General features: G+C 61.4%; 16 protein-coding genes. 8 read left to right on the forward strand and 8 right to left on the reverse strand.

What is annotated here, in order from left to right; genetic code table 11:
• Positions 1-17: 17 nt before the first annotated feature.
• Entirely contained in the window at positions 18-1,883 is a 1,866-nt protein-coding gene (locus tag K7B09_RS01550; RefSeq protein WP_223626041.1) for an ATP-binding cassette domain-containing protein, read from the reverse strand.
• Positions 1,884-1,953: 70 nt separating this feature from the next.
• Here K7B09_RS01550 and K7B09_RS01555 point away from each other — a divergent pair, with 70 nt between their 5' ends.
• On the forward strand, positions 1,954-2,475 hold the full coding sequence (locus K7B09_RS01555) for a redoxin domain-containing protein (protein WP_223626042.1): 522 nt from the start codon (positions 1,954-1,956) through the stop codon (positions 2,473-2,475).
• A gap of 155 nt (positions 2,476-2,630) precedes the next feature.
• Here the strand turns inward: K7B09_RS01555 and K7B09_RS01560 are convergent, their stop codons facing one another.
• Both K7B09_RS01560 and metK read right to left on the reverse strand, forming a co-directional pair.
• Positions 2,631-4,205 carry an SDR family NAD(P)-dependent oxidoreductase gene (locus K7B09_RS01560; protein ID WP_223626045.1) on the reverse strand — a complete coding sequence of 525 codons (1,575 nt, stop codon included), beginning with the start codon at positions 4,203-4,205 and terminating at the stop codon, positions 2,631-2,633.
• A 128-nt stretch (positions 4,206-4,333) separates the two neighbouring features.
• On the reverse strand, positions 4,334-5,542 hold the full coding sequence (gene metK, locus K7B09_RS01565) for a methionine adenosyltransferase (RefSeq protein WP_223626046.1): 1,209 nt from the start codon (positions 5,540-5,542) through the stop codon (positions 4,334-4,336).
• Between the two features lie 126 nt (positions 5,543-5,668).
• Here metK and K7B09_RS01570 point away from each other — a divergent pair, with 126 nt between their 5' ends.
• Positions 5,669-6,730, forward strand: coding sequence for a metal-dependent hydrolase (locus K7B09_RS01570; protein WP_223626048.1), 1,062 nt, complete (start codon positions 5,669-5,671; stop codon positions 6,728-6,730).
• On the opposite strand, the gene dusB is transcribed toward K7B09_RS01570, so the two are convergent.
• The 4 genes from dusB to K7B09_RS01590 form a co-directional block, all read right to left on the reverse strand.
• A complete protein-coding gene (gene dusB / locus K7B09_RS01575; protein WP_223626050.1) occupies positions 6,676-7,674 on the reverse strand; it encodes a tRNA dihydrouridine synthase DusB in 999 nt (332 codons plus the stop codon). The two genes, K7B09_RS01570 and dusB, sit on opposite strands and share 55 nt — an antisense overlap.
• 23 nt (positions 7,675-7,697) lie before the next feature.
• Positions 7,698-8,645, reverse strand: a complete 948-nt coding sequence (locus tag K7B09_RS01580) for a ribokinase (protein WP_223626053.1) — start codon at positions 8,643-8,645, stop codon at positions 7,698-7,700.
• Positions 8,645-9,925, reverse strand: a complete 1,281-nt coding sequence (locus K7B09_RS01585; RefSeq protein WP_223626055.1) for a nucleoside permease — start codon at positions 9,923-9,925, stop codon at positions 8,645-8,647. The genes K7B09_RS01580 and K7B09_RS01585 overlap by 1 nt, the downstream gene beginning before the upstream one ends.
• 106 nt (positions 9,926-10,031) lie before the next feature.
• Complete coding sequence (locus K7B09_RS01590; RefSeq protein WP_223626057.1) at positions 10,032-11,171, reverse strand: GGDEF domain-containing protein; 1,140 nt, start codon at positions 11,169-11,171, stop codon at positions 10,032-10,034.
• A gap of 113 nt (positions 11,172-11,284) precedes the next feature.
• On the opposite strand from K7B09_RS01590, the gene K7B09_RS01595 reads away from it, so the two are divergent.
• The 5 genes from K7B09_RS01595 to K7B09_RS01615 all read left to right on the forward strand — a co-directional run bounded on the left by K7B09_RS01595 (position 11,285) and on the right by K7B09_RS01615 (position 15,572).
• A complete protein-coding gene (locus K7B09_RS01595) occupies positions 11,285-12,229 on the forward strand; it encodes an SPFH domain-containing protein (protein ID WP_223626059.1) in 945 nt (314 codons plus the stop codon).
• Positions 12,230-12,232: 3 nt separating this feature from the next.
• Positions 12,233-12,664, forward strand: a complete 432-nt coding sequence (locus K7B09_RS01600; RefSeq protein ID WP_223626062.1) for an NfeD family protein — start codon at positions 12,233-12,235, stop codon at positions 12,662-12,664.
• A 78-nt stretch (positions 12,665-12,742) separates the two neighbouring features.
• Positions 12,743-13,858 carry a glycine cleavage system aminomethyltransferase GcvT gene (gcvT, locus tag K7B09_RS01605; protein ID WP_223626065.1) on the forward strand — a complete coding sequence of 372 codons (1,116 nt, stop codon included), beginning with the start codon at positions 12,743-12,745 and terminating at the stop codon, positions 13,856-13,858.
• 68 nt (positions 13,859-13,926) lie between these two features.
• Entirely contained in the window at positions 13,927-14,322 is a 396-nt protein-coding gene (gcvH, locus tag K7B09_RS01610) for a glycine cleavage system protein GcvH (protein ID WP_223626067.1), read from the forward strand.
• Between the two features lie 839 nt (positions 14,323-15,161).
• Positions 15,162-15,572 carry a histone H1-like repetitive region-containing protein gene (locus tag K7B09_RS01615; RefSeq protein WP_223626069.1) on the forward strand — a complete coding sequence of 137 codons (411 nt, stop codon included), beginning with the start codon at positions 15,162-15,164 and terminating at the stop codon, positions 15,570-15,572.
• A 132-nt stretch (positions 15,573-15,704) separates the two neighbouring features.
• On the opposite strand, the gene K7B09_RS01620 is transcribed toward K7B09_RS01615, so the two are convergent.
• The gene (locus K7B09_RS01620; protein ID WP_223626072.1) at positions 15,705-17,072 is read right to left on the reverse strand and encodes a serine hydrolase domain-containing protein; all 1,368 of its coding nucleotides are present in this window, start codon (positions 17,070-17,072) and stop codon (positions 15,705-15,707) included.
• Positions 17,073-17,154: 82 nt separating this feature from the next.
• Here K7B09_RS01620 and K7B09_RS01625 point away from each other — a divergent pair, with 82 nt between their 5' ends.
• Complete coding sequence (locus K7B09_RS01625) at positions 17,155-17,751, forward strand: LemA family protein (RefSeq protein WP_223626074.1); 597 nt, start codon at positions 17,155-17,157, stop codon at positions 17,749-17,751.
• Positions 17,752-17,770: the final 19 nt, after the last annotated feature.

The raw sequence follows: 17,770 nt of genomic DNA on the forward strand, positions 1-17,770 counted from the left end.
CGGATTATATCAGTGACTTATCCGTCCAGCGCCTCCCAGCGCGCAAACGCGGCCTCCAATTCAGCTTGTTGCGCGACCAGTTCGGTGTTGGCGCGCTGCTGGCTCGCGGCATCCTGCTTGTAGAACGCAGCGTCTTGCATCGCCGCGCTGCGCCTGGCGATATCGGTTTCCAGTTGCTCGATCCTGGCCGGCAACAGTTCCAGTTCGCGCTGATCCTTGAAACTGAGTTTTTTCTTCGCGACGGCGGCAGTGTGTACCGCCGGAGCTGCAGGTGCTGCCGTCGGTTTTTCGATGGCAGCAGTCCTTGCAACAGGCCGCTGCCGCAACCAATCGCTGTAGCCGCCCACGTATTCGCCAAGCTTGCCTTCGCCTTCCAGCGCCAGCGTGCTGGTGACCACGTTGTCGAGAAAGTCACGGTCGTGGCTGACCAGCAGCAGGGTGCCTTTGTAGTCCAGCAGCAATTCTTCCAGCAGCTCCAGCGTTTCCACGTCGAGGTCGTTGGTGGGTTCGTCCATCACCAGCAAATTCGATGGCTGCGCAAACAGCCGTGCCAGCAGCAGACGGTTGCGCTCACCACCCGACAGCCGGGTGATCGGCGCACGCGCACGTTCCGGCGAAAACAAAAAATCCTGCAGGTAGCCGATGATGTGTTTGCGGCTGCCGTTGATCTCCACAAAATCCGCGCCGCCGGCCACATTCTCAATCGCGTTGCGGCTCTCATCCAGTTGGCTGCGATGCTGGTCGAAATAGGCAATCTGCAACTGCGTGCCTTGCTCCACCGTGCCGGCATCGGGCGTGAGCTCACCCAGCAGGATTTTCAGCAGGGTGGATTTTCCGGAACCATTCGGGCCGATGATGCCGATCTTGTCGCCGCGCAAAATCACCGTGCTGGCATCGCGCAAAATGAGCTTGTTGCCAAACGCCTGCGCCACCTGGGTGAGTTCGATGACTTTCTTGCCGGAGGCCTGTGCGGCTGCGCTTTCCATCCGCACCTTGCCGGTCAGCTCGCGCCGTTCGGCACGTTCGTTGCGCATCGCTTTCAGCGCACGCACGCGGCCTTCGTTGCGGGTGCGGCGGGCCTTGATGCCTTGCCGAATCCACACTTCTTCCTGTGCCAGCAATTTGTCGAAGCGGGCATTTTCCTGCGCCTGCGCATGCAGGCGTTCTTCGCGACGGCGCAAATAATTGTCGTAATCACCGGGCCAACTGGTCACCTGGCCGCGATCAATTTCGAAAATACGGGTGGCCAGCGCACGCAAGAAGCTGCGGTCGTGGGTGACGAAGATCAGGCTGCCATTGAACGATTTCAGGAAGCCTTCCAGCCAGTCGATGGCCTCGATGTCCAGATGATTGGTGGGCTCATCCAGCAACAGCACATCCGGGTTGCGCACCAGGGCTTGCGCCAGCAACACGCGCCGCTTCATGCCGCCGGATAGCGAGGAAAAATCCACGTCTTCCGGCAATTCCAATTTCTCCAACACCTGCGACACGCGGCGGTCCAGATCCCAACCGTGCTGCGCCTCGATTTGCGTCTGCGCATCGGCCATCGCGTCCATGTCGCCGTCGTGCACCGCGTGGTGATAGCGCGCCAGCAGCGCGCCCAGATCGCCCAGTCCCAGTGCCACCACGTCAAACACGCTGCCATGGGTGTCCTGCGGCACTTCCTGCGCCATCCGCGCCACCACCACGCCCCCCTGCACGCGGATTTCGCCATCGTCGGGTTTGATCTCGCCGCAAATCAGGCGCATCAAGGTGGACTTGCCCGCACCGTTGCGGCCCACGATGCACACGCGCTCGCCGGGTTCAATGGTCAGGTTGACCTGCTCAAGCAGGAGCGGACCGCCGACGCTGTAGTCGACATTCTGGAGTTGGAGTAAAGGCATCCGCCTAGTTTACCGCGCAAGGTGCACAATCCCTTGAGGAATGGTGCACGGGAGCAGGACGATGGACAGCATGGCAATGGCCCCAGAGCTGCAATGCACGCAGTGGTTCAACACCGAAGTACCGGTAACGCTGGCCGCATTGCGCGGCAAAGTGGTGGTGATTGAAGCCTTTCAGATGTTGTGCCCAGGTTGCGTGTCGCATGGCTTGCCGCAAGTGCAAAAAATGCGCCATGTGTTTCCCGAAGATCGTGTTGCGGTGCTGGGCCTGCATACCGTATTCGAGCACCACACCGCGATGGCGCCGGTGGCGCTGCAGGCTTTTCTGCATGAATACCGGATCCAATTCCCGGTGGGTGTGGATATGCCCGCGGACACCGGCCCCATTCCGCGCACCATGGCCGCCTATGGCATGCGCGGTACGCCCACGCTGCTGATCATCGACCGCGCCGGCCGCCTGCGGCACCAGCACTTCGGGCAAATGGAAGACATGGCGCTGGGCGCGCAAGTGGCATTGTTGATGGGCGAGGCGATGGGTGCCGATGCAGCTGCTGACGCGGGCGAGGCTTGCAGCATGGGAGGGACATGCGGCTGATCAGTTTGCATCGGCATTGGTAAACCAGAGGACATCCGGACAACGGAATCTTGCAGGCTGGGAAAGCCGCACCCGAGTGCTGGATGGATATGAATGTGGTGTGTACGGCATCCCGGACCGCGCCCGCGCTGGGCAGGCTGGTGCTCAGCGTGCCATCACCAGGCGGTGGGTTTGTAGTCCTTCAGGAATTGCCCCCACACGTGTTCGCCGGTGTTGATGCCGTGGATGATGGGGTCGACGATGCGGGCGGCGCCGTCGACGATGTCCAGTGGCGGGTGGAAGCGTTCCTCCACGACCTTGCGTGCGGCGAGTTCGGCGGGATCCTCGTCGGTAATCCAGCCGGTGTCCACACTGTTCATGTGGATGCCGTCGCCGTGGTAATCGGCGGCGGCGGTGCGCGTCATCATGTTCAGCGCGGCCTTGGCCATGTTGGTATGCGGGTGCCGGGTAGTCTTGAAGTTGCGGTAGAACTGCCCCTCCATCGCCGACACATTGACGATGTGTTTGTCGCGGCTGTGTTCGGTGCCGGCGGGTGTACGCAGCAGCAAGGGCTTGAGGCGCGCGTTGATGATGAACGGTGCGATGGCGTTGACCAACTGGGTCTCCAGCAATTCCACCGAGGGCACTTCATGCAGCAGCAGCCGCCATGAGTTGCGCCCGCGCAGGTCGATCTGCTGCAAGTCTTGGTCCAGCCTGCCCTGCGGGAACAGGTGCTTTTGCCCCAGCAATTCTTCGGCCAACAGCGGCACCTGCGAGAGCTCTGCCGAGCGGGTGAGCCCCGCGTTTTCGCTGCTGCCACCGATCGTCACCTGCATCGCTGCGGCATTGGCATCCGGCAACATGTTGTAGCTGCGCAGACCTTCGTAACTGCCCAGCAGCTTGCGCACGTCCTGTGGGATGTCGTGCAGTGCGGCGGTTTCCGCTTCCATCATGTGCGCGTAGAACTCCGGTGGGCGGCGCACGGTCTGGCAGGCGTTGTTGATGATGAAGTCGAGCCGCGGCAGCTTGCCCAGGAGCTCATGACAGAACGCCTCGACGCTGGGCGTGTGACGCAGATCCAGACCGAACACCTCCAGGCGATGGCCCCATTCTGCGAAGTCCGGCTCCTGCGCGTAACGCGCGGCGGAGTCGCGCGGGAAGCGGGTGGTGACGATCAGTTGCGCACCGGCACGCAGCAGTTTCAGGCCGGCCTGATAGCCGATCTTGACCCGTCCACCGGTCAGCAAGGCAACGCGTCCGTGCAGGTCGGCAAGTTCGTTGCGTTTGGCGAAATTGAAGTCTGCACACGCCGGGCACAACTGGTCGTAGAAGTGATGCAGCAGCGTGTATTTCTGCTTGCAAACGTAGCAGTGCAACAGCTCGCTGGATTCCTGCGGCGCGACTTCCGGCGCGGCCAAGGCGGGCGAGGGTAAAGCCGGCGGGAAATAATTTGGCGTGGTGAATACCGGCTTGCGGCGCAGTTCACGAATGCCGGTCTGATTGAGCACGGCTTCGGCGCGGCGCACGGCTTCGGCATTGCGTTCGCGTTCGCGCACCTTGGCCTGCTTGCGGCGCAGCTTGGGCTCCGGGTGATAGATCGAGGCGATGGCTTGGTGCAGGCGCGCGCGTTCCTTGCTTGGCCACGCATCAAGCATGGCGCGGTCGGCGGCGATGGCTTCAAGCAGTTCGAGTACCAGGTGTTGGCCCGAAGCTGCGCCGGCCTCGCTGGAGGGTGGGGTGTTGGTGGTCATGGTGTGGGTCTTGCGCTATGGGGTGATTGAGACACGTGGCTGCGTTGCAAAAAAAGAACGGGCCGCATTGCTGCGACCCGTTCGCTGTATTGCTTGGGTTGCTGTCCGGTGGCGGGCAGGGCCCACTCTTACAGCTTTGCGGCTTTGCGCAGGGCTTCGGCCTTGTCGGTCTTTTCCCAGCTGAAGGCGGTGGCTTTTTGCTTCTTGCCGGCGCCGTCGGTGTAGCTGATCTCCTTCGGCTTGCGGCCGAAGTGGCCGTAGCTGGCGGTGGGCTGGTAGATCGGGTGCTCCAGGTCCAGCATGCGGGTGATGGCATACGGGCGCAGGTCGAAATGGGCGCGGATCAGTTTTTCGATCACATCATCGCCCACCTTGCCGGTGCCGAAGGTCGTCACGGAAATGGAGGTCGGCAGCGCCACGCCGATGGCGTAGCTGACCTGCACTTCGCACTTGTCGGCCAGACCCGCGGCGACAATATTCTTGGCCACATAACGCGCCGCGTAAGCAGCCGAGCGATCCACCTTCGACGGATCTTTGCCCGAGAACGCACCGCCGCCGTGGCGGGCCATGCCGCCGTAGGTATCGACGATGATCTTGCGTCCGGTCAGGCCGCAGTCACCCACCGGCCCGCCAATCACGAATTTGCCGGTCGGGTTGATGTGCACCTTGTTCTTCGGCAGCGCGTCCAGCCATTTTTTCGGCAGCACCGGGGCGAGGATGTGCGTGCGCACCGCCTCGATCAGGTCCTTCTGCTTGATGTCCGGATCATGCTGGGTGGACAGCACCACCGCATCGAGGCCCAGCACGGTGTTGCCGTCGTAGCGCAGGGTGACCTGCGACTTGGCGTCCGGGCGCAGCCACTTCAGCTTGCCGCTCTTGCGCACCTTCGCCTGCTGCTCGACCAGGCGGTGGCTGTAGTACAGCGGGGCCGGCATGAATTCCGGCGCCTCGTTGCAGGCGTAGCCGAACATCAGGCCCTGGTCGCCCGCGCCCTGGTCTTCCGGCTTCTTGCGGTCCACGCCCTGGTTGATGTCGGGCGACTGCTTGCCGAGCATGTTGATGATGGCGCAGGTGTGGCCATCGAAGCCGACATTGGAATTGTCGTAGCCGATATCGTTGATGACCTTGCGTGCCAAGGCTTCGATATCCACCCACGCGCTGGTCGTCACTTCGCCGGCAACGATGGCAGCACCCGTCTTGACCAGCGTTTCGCAGGCCACGCGGGCGTGCTTGTCCTGGGCGATGATCGCGTCCAGCACTGCATCGGAGATCTGGTCGGCGATCTTGTCCGGATGGCCTTCAGAGACCGATTCTGACGTGAACAGGTAGCTGGACATTGCTTATATCCTTGTATTCGGATGGAAAGATGGGTGCGCATGATAGCGCGATGTTGACCACCGTGCATCATGCACCCGATGCCGATGCCCTGCGTTCAGACTTTGCGCTTGCTCTAGGATGCTGCGATGGACTCGATTACACATTTGTTTTATGGCGGCGTCATTGCCGCCGCCATCGCCCCCAAAGCCGATCGCCGCGCCGCACTGTTGGCGGGGGCTGCATTGAATACCGTGCCGGATCTGGATGTATTTCCGCTGCTGCTGAGCGACAACCCGGTGCTGCGGATGACGTGCCATCGCGCCGCCACCCATTCGTGGCTGGTCCTGCCGCTGATCGCGTGGGCGATCTGGTGGTGCTTCAAGCGCCGTGGCGGGCGGGTGACCGCGGCACCCGCGCGTTGGTGGTGGGCGATCTTCATATGCCTGATGGCGCACCCGCTGCTGGACAGCTTCACCGTGTACGGCACGCAACTGCTGTGGCCGATCCCGCTGCCGCCGCTGATGTGGAGCACGCTGTTCATCGTCGATCCCTTGTTCACCTTGCCGTGGCTGCTGGCCTGCATCGTGGCGTGGTGGGCGTGGAACAAGCCGCTGGGGCAACGGGCATTGCTGGCGGGGCTGGTACTGGGCGTGGGCTATCTGGGTTGGTCGCTGTTGGCAAAGGCGCTGGTGACGCGTGTTGCAGACCGCGAGTTGGCGGGGCTCGGTCATGCCGATGCACCACGGTTTTCCGTACCAATGCCGCTCAACACCCTGTTATGGCGTGAGGTGGTGATGGTGCCCGGCGGGTATCTGGAAGGCTACCGCTCGCTGGCCGCCGATCGCGGGCCGATGCGGTTTGTATTTCATCCGTCGAATACCGCTGCGCTGCAAGCCGCCAGTAATGTGCCCACCGTGCAGCGTTTGACGTGGTTCACCAACGGGTTTGTGGGGGCGCGGGTGGTCGATGGTGCACTGGTGCTGGATGATCTGCGCATGGGCAGTGCACCAGACTATTTCTTCAGCTTTCGGGTGGCGCAGCACGACGCTGGAACTTGGAAAGCAGTTGCGCCGACGCAGGTGCACACCCTGCGTATCGCTCCCGGCGCGATGTGGGATAGCGTATGGCAGCGGATCTGGAATGCCCCCGTGGCTCAGGCAGCAACGGGTAATTCGGGCGACACGCCTGCAATCAGCGCATCGAAATAATCGCAGGTCAGCTGCAATTGCGCATCGGCAGTTTGTGCGCGGTTGACCACGGCGCGGAATGCGGCATTCTCGGGCCGGTCTTTGGCATACCAACCCAGATGCTTGCGTGCAATGCGCACGCCCATCTCTTCACCGTAGTGGGCGTGCAGCGCGTGCAGGTGTGCGATGAGCGTGTCGCGCACGCTGGGCAGCGCGGGGTCTGGCAAGGCCTCGCCGGTCTTCAGATAGTGCGCGATCTGGCCCAGCAGCCACGGCCGTCCCTGCGCGGCGCGGCCCACCATCACCGCATCGGCCGCGGTGTGCTGCAACACGAACGCGGCTTTCTGCGGCGAGTCGATGTCGCCATTGGCGATCACCGGAATGCGCAGTGCCGCCTTGACTTGTGCAATCGTGGCGTACTCGGCGCTGCCCGCGTAGTGCTGGTCGCGGGTGCGGCCGTGGATGGCCAGCGCCTGGATGCCGGCATCTTCGGCAATGCGCGCAATCTGCAGTGCATTTATATGCTCGGCATCCCAGCCGGTACGGATTTTCAGCGTCACCGGCACGCTTGCTGCTGCCACCACCGCCGACACAATTCGCGCCACCAATTGCGGGTCGCGCATCAGCGCGCTGCCGGCCAGCACGTTGCACACTTTCTTGGCCGGACAGCCCATATTGATGTCGATGATTTGCGCCCCGTGATCCACATTGAAGCGCGCCGCGTCGGCCAACGCGGCAGGGTCGGTGCCGGCGATCTGCACGCTGACCGGATCCGGCTCACCAGCATGATCCATCCGCGTGCGCGATTTTGTGGTGTTCCAGAATCGCGGGTCGGAAATCGTCATTTCCGACACTGCCAAGCCCGCCCCCATGCGCTTGCACAGCAGCCGGAAGGGTTTATCGGTGACCCCCGCCATCGGCGCAAGCATCACGTTCGGGGCGATGGTGTAGGGGCCGATGCGCATCGGCGTAGTGTACCGGCAGCGGTTTAAGCAACCGGCAGTTTCGGCATCGCCAATGCAGCACCAGCGTGCTCGGTGGAGCGCGCCGCATAGCGGCCAGCAAAACGGACGTGTTCGATAAACGCACGCTGTGGGCGTTGCGCCAGGGATGCCGCCAGTGCGCCATTGAAGGCGTCGCCGGCACCGGTGGTATCGACCACGTGTGCGGGTTCGGCGGAGATGCGGTAGCAGGCGTGCTCATCACCGCGCAGGTGGCTGTTGGCATGCGACACAAAACAGCCGCTGGCACCCAGCGTGATGATGACGCTGCCTTCCGGCAACAGCGTGCGGCAGAGTGCGTGCAGGCGCGGTTGATCGAGGCCAGCTACCGCGTCGGCGTCGACGCGTTCACCCACATGACGGTTCAGCAAGGCCACGAATTCGGTTTCGTTGGGGGTCAGGATGTGCACGTGATCGAGCAAGATTTGGCTGATCGCCACATTGGCCGGTGCCGGGTTGAGGATGCAGACAGCCCCGGCCGCAGCGCCGCTGGCCAATGCTTGCGCCACCGCATCCAGCGGGGATTCCAACTGGGCCAGCACGACATCGTCAGCGATCAGCGCAGGCAGATGTGCACTGACCCAGGCCGGTGCCAGCTCGGCATTGGCGCCAGCACCAATCACGATGCAATTACGGCCTTCGGCATCCACATAAATCCCGGCGGTGCCGGTAGGTGCGGCACTGGCTGCTGCATGGAGGTCGATGCCGTCATTCGCGCACAGCTCGCGTGCCAACCGGGCGCCGGCGTCATCGCCCAACGCACAGATAAAGCGCGTATCGGCACCCGCACGTGCTGCTGCGATCGCCTGATTGAAGCCTTTGCCGCCGGGGCCGGTGGCATACCTGCCGGCCAAGGTTGCCCCTGCCTGCGGCAGTGCAGGCACGCGCCAGACATGGTCGAGGTTGAACGAGCCGATGACACACACGCGGGCCATCAGGGGTTGCCCACATCCGCCGCGCCATGCGCGGGAATGACCTTGTGGGGGGTATGCCGGTGTTTGAACAGCGGCACGAAGGCCACCGCCATCGCCAGCGCATACAGCGCAAACGTCACCCAGATGCCGTGCCAGTCTTTTGCGCCGCCGGCATCGGTAAACCAGTGATCAATCACGAACCCGGCTACCAGGCTGCCCAGCACCGCGCCGATGCCATTGGTCATCAACATGTACAGGCCCTGTGCCGAGGCGCGGATCTTGGGGTCGGCCTGCTGTTCGACAAACAAGCTGCCGGAAATGTTGAAGAAATCAAAGGCCATCCCGTAGACGATGCAGCTCATCACGATCATCCACAGGCCCGGCCCCGGGTTGCCGTAGGCGAACAGGCCAAAACGCAGGAACCACGCCAGCATGCTGATCGTCATCACCGTCTTGATGCCGAAGCGGCGCAGGAAGAACGGGATGGTGAGGATGAACAGGGTTTCGCTGATCTGCGAGATGGACATGATGATGGCGGGGTAGCGCACCGCCAGCGTGTCCTTGTAGGCATCGACATTGGCAAAATCGTGCAGGAAGGTGTCGCCATAAGCGTTGGTCAGCTGCAGCGCCGCGCCCAGCAGCATCGCGAACACGAAGAACACCGCCATGTTGCGATCCTTGAACAGGCGGAACGAGGACAGCCCCAGCACGTCCACCAGCGAGCGATTGCCGCCCCCTTGGCCCAGCGTTGGCGGACAGGGTGGCAGGGTGAAGGCGTACAGACCCAGCACCAGCGATGCAGCCGATGCGATATAGAACTGGCCTGGCGAGGTTTCCAGCTTGAGCAAGCTGGTGGTCCACAATGCGGCGATAAACCCAACGGTGCCCCACACCCGGATCGGCGGGTAATCACGCACGACATCCAGCCCTTCACGCTTGATCGCGTTGTAGGCCACCGCAATCGCCAGCGAGATGGTGGGCATGTAGCAAATCATCGTCGCCAACATCACCCAGAACATGGTGTGCGGGTCATTGACCTGCGGCACATAGAAGAGTGTCAGCGCGCCACCGATATGCAGCAAGCCATAGAGTTTTTGCGCACTGATCCACTTGTCGGCCACCACGCCCATCAACGCTGGCATGAACAGGGCGCTGATACCCATGGTCGAAAAAATCGCGCCGAAGCTGGTGCCGGACCATTGCTTGTTCTGGAACCAATACGCGCCGATGGTGATCAGCCACGCCCCCCAGATGAAAAACTGGAGAAAATTCATTACGGTCAGGCGCAGCTTCAGATTCACACAGGCTCCCATGCCAGGCGCTACGGCGCGCCTGCTTGGCGCAGGGTAGGGCAGCGCGGGCGTGATCGGCAAGACGCGGTGCACATCGCGGCGGACACCGTTGGCATCAACTTTCGCGCGCGACCACTCGGTTGCGGCCTTCCAGTTTGGCCTGACGCAGGCGCAGGTCGGCGCGCCGCAACAGTTGCGACAGATCCACGCCATCCTGCGGCCAGCTGGCAATGCCGGCACTGAAGGTCAACCGGATGGGGTCAGCATCGAGCTCGGGCACGAATGGCTGGGTCGCCATGTTGCGGCGCAACGTTTCCAGGCGTTCCCAACTGCGCCCGGTGGGCAGCGCCATCACCAGCACAAACTCTTCACCGCCCAAGCGCACCAGCCAATCGCCAGCTTCCAGACCGTTGCGCAATACACCCGCCGCATGGCGCAGGGCGCGATCGCCAATCATGTGGCCTTCTTCATCATTGATTCGGCGGAAATAATCCAGATCGATCAGGCAGACGGAAAGCGAGCACCCGGTGTCGCGCGCATCATCCATCAAGCTTGGGAAACGGTGGACAAGCAGGGTGCGATTGGGCAAGCCGGTCAGCCCATCGTTGCCGGACAATTCCACCAAGCGCTGCATACGGTAGGTCACCGCTGCCGTGATCGTGGTCATGATGCCAAGCAACAAAAGGCGTTGCAGAATATTCGATACCCGCACCGTGCCGTATTCGACCGACATCAATTGCTCGGGCGAATGCACAGACCAAAACACTGCAACCGCAATCGCGGCGTACTGCAGCATGGCTAAGCCACCAACAAACAAGGTCAGGCGACCATCGTTGCGCAGCGCAGTCATGGTGATCGCAATCAAATAGAACGCCCACACCACCATGCTGTTCATGCCGGTGGCAGGTGATGATAAGGCCAGCAGCACCAGCACCAGCGAGGTCAGGCTGATGTCGTAGCTTGATGTGGCCCAGGGCAACCAACGCAAACGTTTCGGCTGGCGCGCCAAGACCAGCCAGACCTGTGACAAGGCAATCGCGGCGATGACGCCCAGCATGCCGGCCACGCCTTCAGTCGGGGTGAACTCACCGGTCACCAGATTCATTAATGGCAACAGCAGCAAGGCGAGCGACAAGCCGGCGCGCAATTGCGCTACCAATAACTCGCCGCCGGCGCCCAATTCCAGCATCAACGCATCCGGCGGCGAGCGTAATTGGTGCCAGAACTCGCGCAGCCCAGTTCCGATGATGTTCAAGCCTGTCCCCTTGCGTGTCAGGCACGCTTGCGTGCCGTGGCAGCTTAGGGTGTTGTGCGGTTGGGCTCAACGTGCGGGCCTATACTGCGGGGAACTTGGATGGAGTGGACGCGATGACACAGTTTCTTGCCTTGATTTTATTGTTGGCCGGGATCATTGGTGTGGCCAAGACCGTGCGGATGGTGCCGCAGGGCTACGAATGGACGGTGGAGCGCTTTGGTCGGTATACCCACACGATGACGCCGGGTCTGCATTTTCTGGTGCCGATCATGTACAGCGTGGGGCGCAAGATCAACATGATGGAGCAGGTGATGGACGTGCCCAGTCAGGACGTGATTACCAAGGACAACGCGGTGGTCAAAGTCGATGGCGTGGTCTATTTCCAAGTGCTGGATGCGGCCAAGGCTGCGTATGAAGTGGCGCAGTTGGAAGTGGCCATCCTCAATCTGGTGATGACCAATATCCGCACCGCGATTGGTTCGCTGGATCTGGATGAGTCGTTGTCCAAGCGCGACGAGATCAATACCAAGGTGTTGCATGCGGTGGATCAAGCCACCCATCCGTGGGGCCTGAAGGTCAACCGCATCGAACTTAAAGACATCCAGCCGCCGCGCGACCTGGTCGATTCGATGGCGCGGCAGATGAAGGCCGAGCGCGAAAAACGCGCCAACATCCTGGAAGCCGAGGGTTTCCGCCAAGCGGCAATCCTCAAGGCCGAGGGCGAAAAACAATCCACGATTCTGGAAGCCGAAGGCCAAAAGGAATCCGCGTTCCGGCAAGCCGAAGCGCGCGAGCGTCTGGCCGAAGCCGAAGCCAAGGCCACCCAGCTGGTGTCCGACGCGATCGCCGGCGGCAATGTGCAGGCGATCAACTATTTCGTCGCGCAGAAATACATCGAGGCGTTCAAGGCGCTGGCCGAAGCGCCCAATCAGAAGTTCGTGATGATGCCGATGGAGTCGGCCGGCATCATCGGTTCGATTGGCGGGATTGCCGAGTTAGCCAAAGAAGCCATGACCAAGCAGGCCTCTGGCAAGGCGGTTACTAGGGCGGAGGGCTGAGGCATGCGTTGGGACATGTTCGCGTGGGCGGCGTTCGCACTGGTGTTGATCGCCGCCGAAGTGCTGGCACCGGGGGCGTTCATGCTGTGGATGGGCCTGGCCGCAGGCGTGGTGTTTCTGGCGGTGTGGCTGTTGCCCGGTATTCCGCTGCTGGCGCAAGTGGCCGGGTTTGTGGTCTTGAGTTTTATTTCCATCCAGGTCTATCGCACCTGGTTTCGCAAGCGCGAGCCGGACAGTGATCAGCCGGCACTGAACAAGCGTACGGCGGCCTTGGTGGGGCGGGTGGTACTGTTGGATCGCGCCATCGTCAATGGCCGTGGCCGTGTGCAGATTGCCGATGCGTATTGGGATGTAACCGGGCCTGATCTGCCGGCAGGGGCCGAAGTGCGCATCATCGGCGGCGATGCCATGAGCTTGCAGGTGCAGGCGGTCTGATTTGGCCACAGATCCGCACGCAGGGCACGCAAAGCTTTGGGATAATGGTGCTCCCCACACGCAAGACAGGCTTCCGCCATGACGCAAAAGACCATCCTCAACGACACCCATCGCGCGCTTGGCGCCAAGATGGTCGATTTCGGCGGTTGGGACATGCCGATCCACTACGGTTCGCAGATCGACGAGCACCATCAGGTGCGCCGCGATGCCGGCATGTTCGATGTGTCGCACATGACCGTGGTGGATTTGAATGGTGCGCGGGTGCGTGAATTCCTGCGCCACTTGGTCGCCAATTCGGTGGACAAGCTGCAAAAATCCGGCAAGGCGCTGTACACCGCCATGCTCAACCCGCAGGGTGGGGTGATTGACGATCTCATCATCTACTTCATGGATGAGTCGTGGTTCCGGCTGGTGGTCAATGCGGCCACTCGCGACAAGGATCTGGCATGGATCAGCGCGCAGGCGAAAGCATTTGAGGTGATTGTCAGCGAGCGCCCCGAATTCGGCATGGTCGCCGTGCAAGGCCCGAATGCGCGCGCCAAGGTGATTGGCCTGCTGCGCGAAGAAGACCAGGCCCCGGTGTCGAAGTTGGTGCGATTCTCCGCACGCGCCGCCAAAACCGTCGATGGCGTTGAGGTGTTTGTGGCACGCACCGGCTATACCGGTGAAGACGGCTTTGAAGTGATCGTGCCGGAAGCGCAGACCGTGGCGTTCTGGAATGCACTGCTTGCCGCCGGGGTGAAGCCTGCGGGCTTGGGCGCGCGCGACACTCTGCGTTTGGAAGCCGGCATGAATTTGTACGGACAGGACATGGACGACACCGTCTCGCCATTCGAGGCTGCACTGGCGTGGACGGTAGTGCTGGATGACGGCCGCGACTTCATCGGCCGCAGCGCGCTGGAAGCGCAGCAAGCCGCAGGCAGCGCCCGCCAGATGATTGGCTTGGTGATGGATGACAAGGGCGTGTTGCGGCACGGCCAGAAAGTGCTGACCGCGCATGGCGAGGGTGAAATCCTGTCCGGCACGTTCTCGCCCAGCATCGGCAAGGCCATTGCGTTTGCCCGTGTGCCGGCTGGCGACATCCCGCTGGGTGCGGCTGGCAACGTGCGCGTGGATATCCGTGGCAAGGAAATCCCGGTGCGGGTGGTCAAGTTCCCGTTCGTGCGTGACAACACCATCCAGCCCGGCATCTGAACTTTCGCGTCATCCTTGGTTAGACTTTCCCCATTCCCCCCACGCACCGCGCAACAGGAGCCACCCCAATGAGCGAGATCCCAGGCGACCTCAAATTCCTCAAATCCCACGAATGGGTGCGTGCCGAAGACAACGGCAAAGCTACCATCGGCATTTCCGATCACGCACAGGGCCTGTTGGGCGACTTGGTGTATGTCGAGTTGCCGAATGTGGGTGATCAGATCCAAGCCGGCAATGCCTGCGCGGTTGTCGAGTCGGTGAAAGCCGCTTCCGACGTGTATGCGCCAGTGTCCGGCAAGGTTGTCGAAGTCAACACTGCACTGGCTGACAAGCCGGAAACCATCAACGAGGATGCCTATGGTGATGGCTGGTTGTTCGTGATTGAGCTGGACGATGCTGATCAACTGGGCGAGTTGTTGGCACCCGACGATTACGCTGAACTGCTCGATAGCGACGAGCACTGACCGTAACCTGCGGCGTCGAACCACACAGACCCGCGCCGGCAACGGTGCGGGTTTTTCTTGGGCGAACTTTGTGCGCAGATAATCGCAACGATGCATGTGTGCTGTGCGCATGCATTGAAACTCCAGACGATTTTGTCGCAAGCAGTGCGGGAAGTTTGCGCAAAGTTCGCGCAAACAGGTTTGTGCGACGCGAAAACGCGACATGCAATGCGAATTTTTTTGGTTGCTTGTTGCCTGCGGTTTTCTGCGTGGATGCCATATGCGGCGCGTGCATCTCGGTGCTGCGCGTTGATGTTGCGTGCGCGCTGAAGTCCGCATCATTGCTTGCGATACGCAATGTATTGCGGTTCATGCATGTAGCCTTGAAGGCTGTGCTTGAACAGGATTCTTGACGTTGTCGGTGCCGTGCTTTCCGATGTGTCGCGTGCATGCCGCAAAAAACTTTGCGCAAGATTGTTGACACTGGAAAAAAGCGTGACTAGCTTTCGCCCAAGCAGACGTCTCCTGCGGAATCAAGTGAGCAAGCACATCGCAACAGTCGACAGCACGTCACCCGACTTCACCGCAGGCGATTGCCGGTGGATGCAGTGGCCCCGTCTTCTCCGCGGATGCCGCACATTTTTTTCGCAAACGTCCACGGTTGAACCTGCAGTGCTTCGCGCCGCAGGTTTTTTCATGGACACCAGGACGTCAATCACCGATGCCGCGAAGCTTGCGTGCATGGGTACCGCATCCGTTCCGGCGCGCTTGGCGCGCCGGCGGTCGATCGCAGGTCCGATACCTGCGGCGTCTTGTGTGACTGGGCTTTACCGAAATACCCATTGACGAGGAGCCATACCATGGCCGTGAAAAAAGCTGCGAAAAAAGTTGCTGCCAAGAAACCGGCGGCGAAGAAAGTTGCAAAAAAGGCTGTCGCTAAGAAGCCGGCCGCCAAGAAGGCGGTGAAGAAGGCTGTCGCCAAGAAGCCGGCGGCGAAGAAGGCCGTTGCCAAGAAGCCGGCGGCGAAGAAAGCGGTTGCCAAGAAGCCTGCTGCGAAGAAGGCCGTTGCCAAGAAGCCGGCGGCGAAGAAAGCGGTTGCCAAGAAGCCTGCTGCGAAGAAGGCTGCGGCCAAGAAGCCGGCAGTGAAGAAAGCGGTTGCCAAGAAGCCGGCAGCGAAGAAGGCTGCGGCCAAGAAGCCGGCAGCGAAGAAGGCTGTCGCCAAGAAGGCCGCTGCAATGCCGGCTAGTCCGGCAATGACGCCCACGATGTAAGTGTTTCACCGTGCCGGGATTCCCGGCGCGGGTTGTTCCACCTCATTACAGGCCCTTCCCGTTGCCCAGGCGGGGAGGGTTTCTTTTTGCACGATCACACACCTGCGTCATATGCAATGACGCAGATGCCAGTCAGGGTGGCGAGGCTTTGGCTTTGCTGCTGCTGATACCGGCAGGGACACCAGCGCGCTCCGCGTACAGCAAGTCTTCCGAGCCATCCACGGTGTCGTCATCCAGCCATTGGCCGCCATTGAGCCCCAAGGCACTGTCCAGAATCGTTGGCAACAGGCCGCTGGGCAGCGGGCTTTCGCTATTCCACAAAATGACTACACCCAAATCCTGCTCGGGCAGCATCGCCATCATGCCGCGGTAGCCCTGCACCGCACCACCATGGAACACCACGTTGTGGCCGGAATAGTTGTAATCACGCCAACCCAACGCATAACTGGCGGAGGTCAATCGAGCACGCCGCCAACCGTTACCGTGAATTTCCGTGGGCGTGGTCACCAATGGTGCGTGCAACGTGGCAAGTAGCGGTGCCGGCAGTACATCGGGGCGGTGCCCGGTGTGGGCAATCAACCATTGCGCCATGTCACTGATGCTGGCATTGACACCTGCGGCCGGCGCAACCCGGTAGTAATTGGGTTTGGGCATCAGTGGCACCCAACCGCCGCGCCCACGCACATGCGGCTTGGCCCAGCGTGCGCTGGCTTCGATACCTTCCAGACCGTAGCTGGCATCGTGCATGCCAAGGGGTTTGAAAATGCGGCTGGCCACGCTTTCGCTGTAGAACTTGCCAGTGGTCGCGAACACGATGTCGCCAATCAGGCTGAACGCGACGTTTTGATAGGCGTAACACTGCCCCGGTGCACACGTCATCGGTGCATTGGCCAATCGCAGGGTTAGGCTGTGGTAATCCTCATTGCCTTCCAAGTCACGGTCGAATGCATTGCGGGTCAGGCCGATGCGATGGCTGAGCAGGTCGGCCACGGTAACTTCCTGCGCTGCGCCCGGTTGCGAGAGTTGGAACGATGGCACGTAGTCAATCAGGTGGCTGTCCCAACGCAGCACGCCATCGTTGACCAAAATACCGGTCATGGTGGCGGCAAATGATTTTGACAGCGATGCCAACCGGAACACGGTATGTGCATCAATGGGTTGCGGGTTGCGCAGATCGGTCACGCCATAGCCGCGCGCGCTGAGAATCTTGCCATCCTTGATGATTGCCATCGCCATACCGGGGATGCGGCCATTGGCCACCAGCGCCGAGGCAATCGCTTCAAAGCGCGGCACATCGAGTGGTGCGCCGCTGGTTACCGTGGTTGTTGAGGCAACAGGAGTGGAGTCAGTGATTGCTGCAGGCAGCGCGGCGGCGGCTTGTGCACGAGCAATTGCGCCGTGCAATGGACCTGCGGTCTGTGCGGTGGAGCCCAGTGCTAGGGGCAGCAAGGTGGCGAGCAAGGTACTGCGGAGGGTGACCTTGAAGGTGCGCTCTTTCATCGGGTTGGCCCCCTGCGTATGCTGCAACGATGGCCCGATTCTAGCGCCTGCTGCCACAAATGCATGAACAAGGAGAACTTTGATGGTTGGCTTTCTGATTTTCATCGCGGTTTTGGTTGTGATCGGGCTGTGGGTAGCGGGTATCTACAACGGGCTGGTCATCTCGCGGAATGCCTACAAAAACGCATTCGCGCAGATCGATGTGCAGTTGCAACGACGGTTTGACCTGATCCCCAATCTGGTGGAAGTGGCCAGGAAGTACATGGCCCACGAACGCGAAACGCTCGAGGCAGTAATCGCGGCACGTTCGGCGGCGCAATCGGGGCTGTCTGCGGCCAAGGCCAATCCGGGGGATCCGGCGGCCATGGCGCAACTGGCCGCCGCGCAAGGTCAACTCAATGCGGGCTTGGGCCGATTGCTGGCGGTGGCCGAGGCGTATCCGGAGTTGAAAGCCAATGAAAACATGCTGCAGCTCACCGAAGAGCTGACCAGCACCGAGAACAAAGTCGCGTTTGCACGGCAAGCGTTCAACGACGCGGTGATGGCCTACAACAACAAGCGTGAAGTGTTTCCCAGCGCCATCTTCGCCGGCATCTTCGGGTTCCTCGCCGCCACCTTGCTCGACATTCCGGCAGACAAGCAGGCGCAGGTGCGTGAAGCCCCCAAGGTGCAGTTCTGATCGGGACTTGAGTGCTGCG

This window comes from Thermomonas beijingensis (genome assembly GCF_020034655.1).
Classification (GTDB): Bacteria; Pseudomonadota; Gammaproteobacteria; order Xanthomonadales; family Xanthomonadaceae; genus Thermomonas; species Thermomonas beijingensis.

Bases quoted from the DNA above. Each gene is read 5' to 3' on its own strand.
- K7B09_RS01550 (WP_223626041.1), bottom strand. From the start codon at position 1,883: ATGCCTTTACTCCAACTCCAGAATGTCGACTACAGCGTCGGCGGTCCG.
- K7B09_RS01555 (WP_223626042.1), top strand. From the start codon at position 1,954: ATGGCAATGGCCCCAGAGCTGCAATGCACGCAGTGGTTCAACACCGAA.
- K7B09_RS01560 (WP_223626045.1), bottom strand. From the start codon at position 4,205: ATGACCACCAACACCCCACCCTCCAGCGAGGCCGGCGCAGCTTCGGGC.
- metK (WP_223626046.1), bottom strand. From the start codon at position 5,542: ATGTCCAGCTACCTGTTCACGTCAGAATCGGTCTCTGAAGGCCATCCG.
- K7B09_RS01570 (WP_223626048.1), top strand. From the start codon at position 5,669: ATGGACTCGATTACACATTTGTTTTATGGCGGCGTCATTGCCGCCGCC.
- dusB (WP_223626050.1), bottom strand. From the start codon at position 7,674: ATGCGCATCGGCCCCTACACCATCGCCCCGAACGTGATGCTTGCGCCG.
- K7B09_RS01580 (WP_223626053.1), bottom strand. From the start codon at position 8,645: ATGGCCCGCGTGTGTGTCATCGGCTCGTTCAACCTCGACCATGTCTGG.
- K7B09_RS01595 (WP_223626059.1), top strand. From the start codon at position 11,285: ATGACACAGTTTCTTGCCTTGATTTTATTGTTGGCCGGGATCATTGGT.
- K7B09_RS01600 (WP_223626062.1), top strand. From the start codon at position 12,233: ATGCGTTGGGACATGTTCGCGTGGGCGGCGTTCGCACTGGTGTTGATC.
- gcvT (WP_223626065.1), top strand. From the start codon at position 12,743: ATGACGCAAAAGACCATCCTCAACGACACCCATCGCGCGCTTGGCGCC.
- gcvH (WP_223626067.1), top strand. From the start codon at position 13,927: ATGAGCGAGATCCCAGGCGACCTCAAATTCCTCAAATCCCACGAATGG.
- K7B09_RS01615 (WP_223626069.1), top strand. From the start codon at position 15,162: ATGGCCGTGAAAAAAGCTGCGAAAAAAGTTGCTGCCAAGAAACCGGCG.
- K7B09_RS01620 (WP_223626072.1), bottom strand. From the start codon at position 17,072: ATGAAAGAGCGCACCTTCAAGGTCACCCTCCGCAGTACCTTGCTCGCC.
- K7B09_RS01625 (WP_223626074.1), top strand. From the start codon at position 17,155: ATGGTTGGCTTTCTGATTTTCATCGCGGTTTTGGTTGTGATCGGGCTG.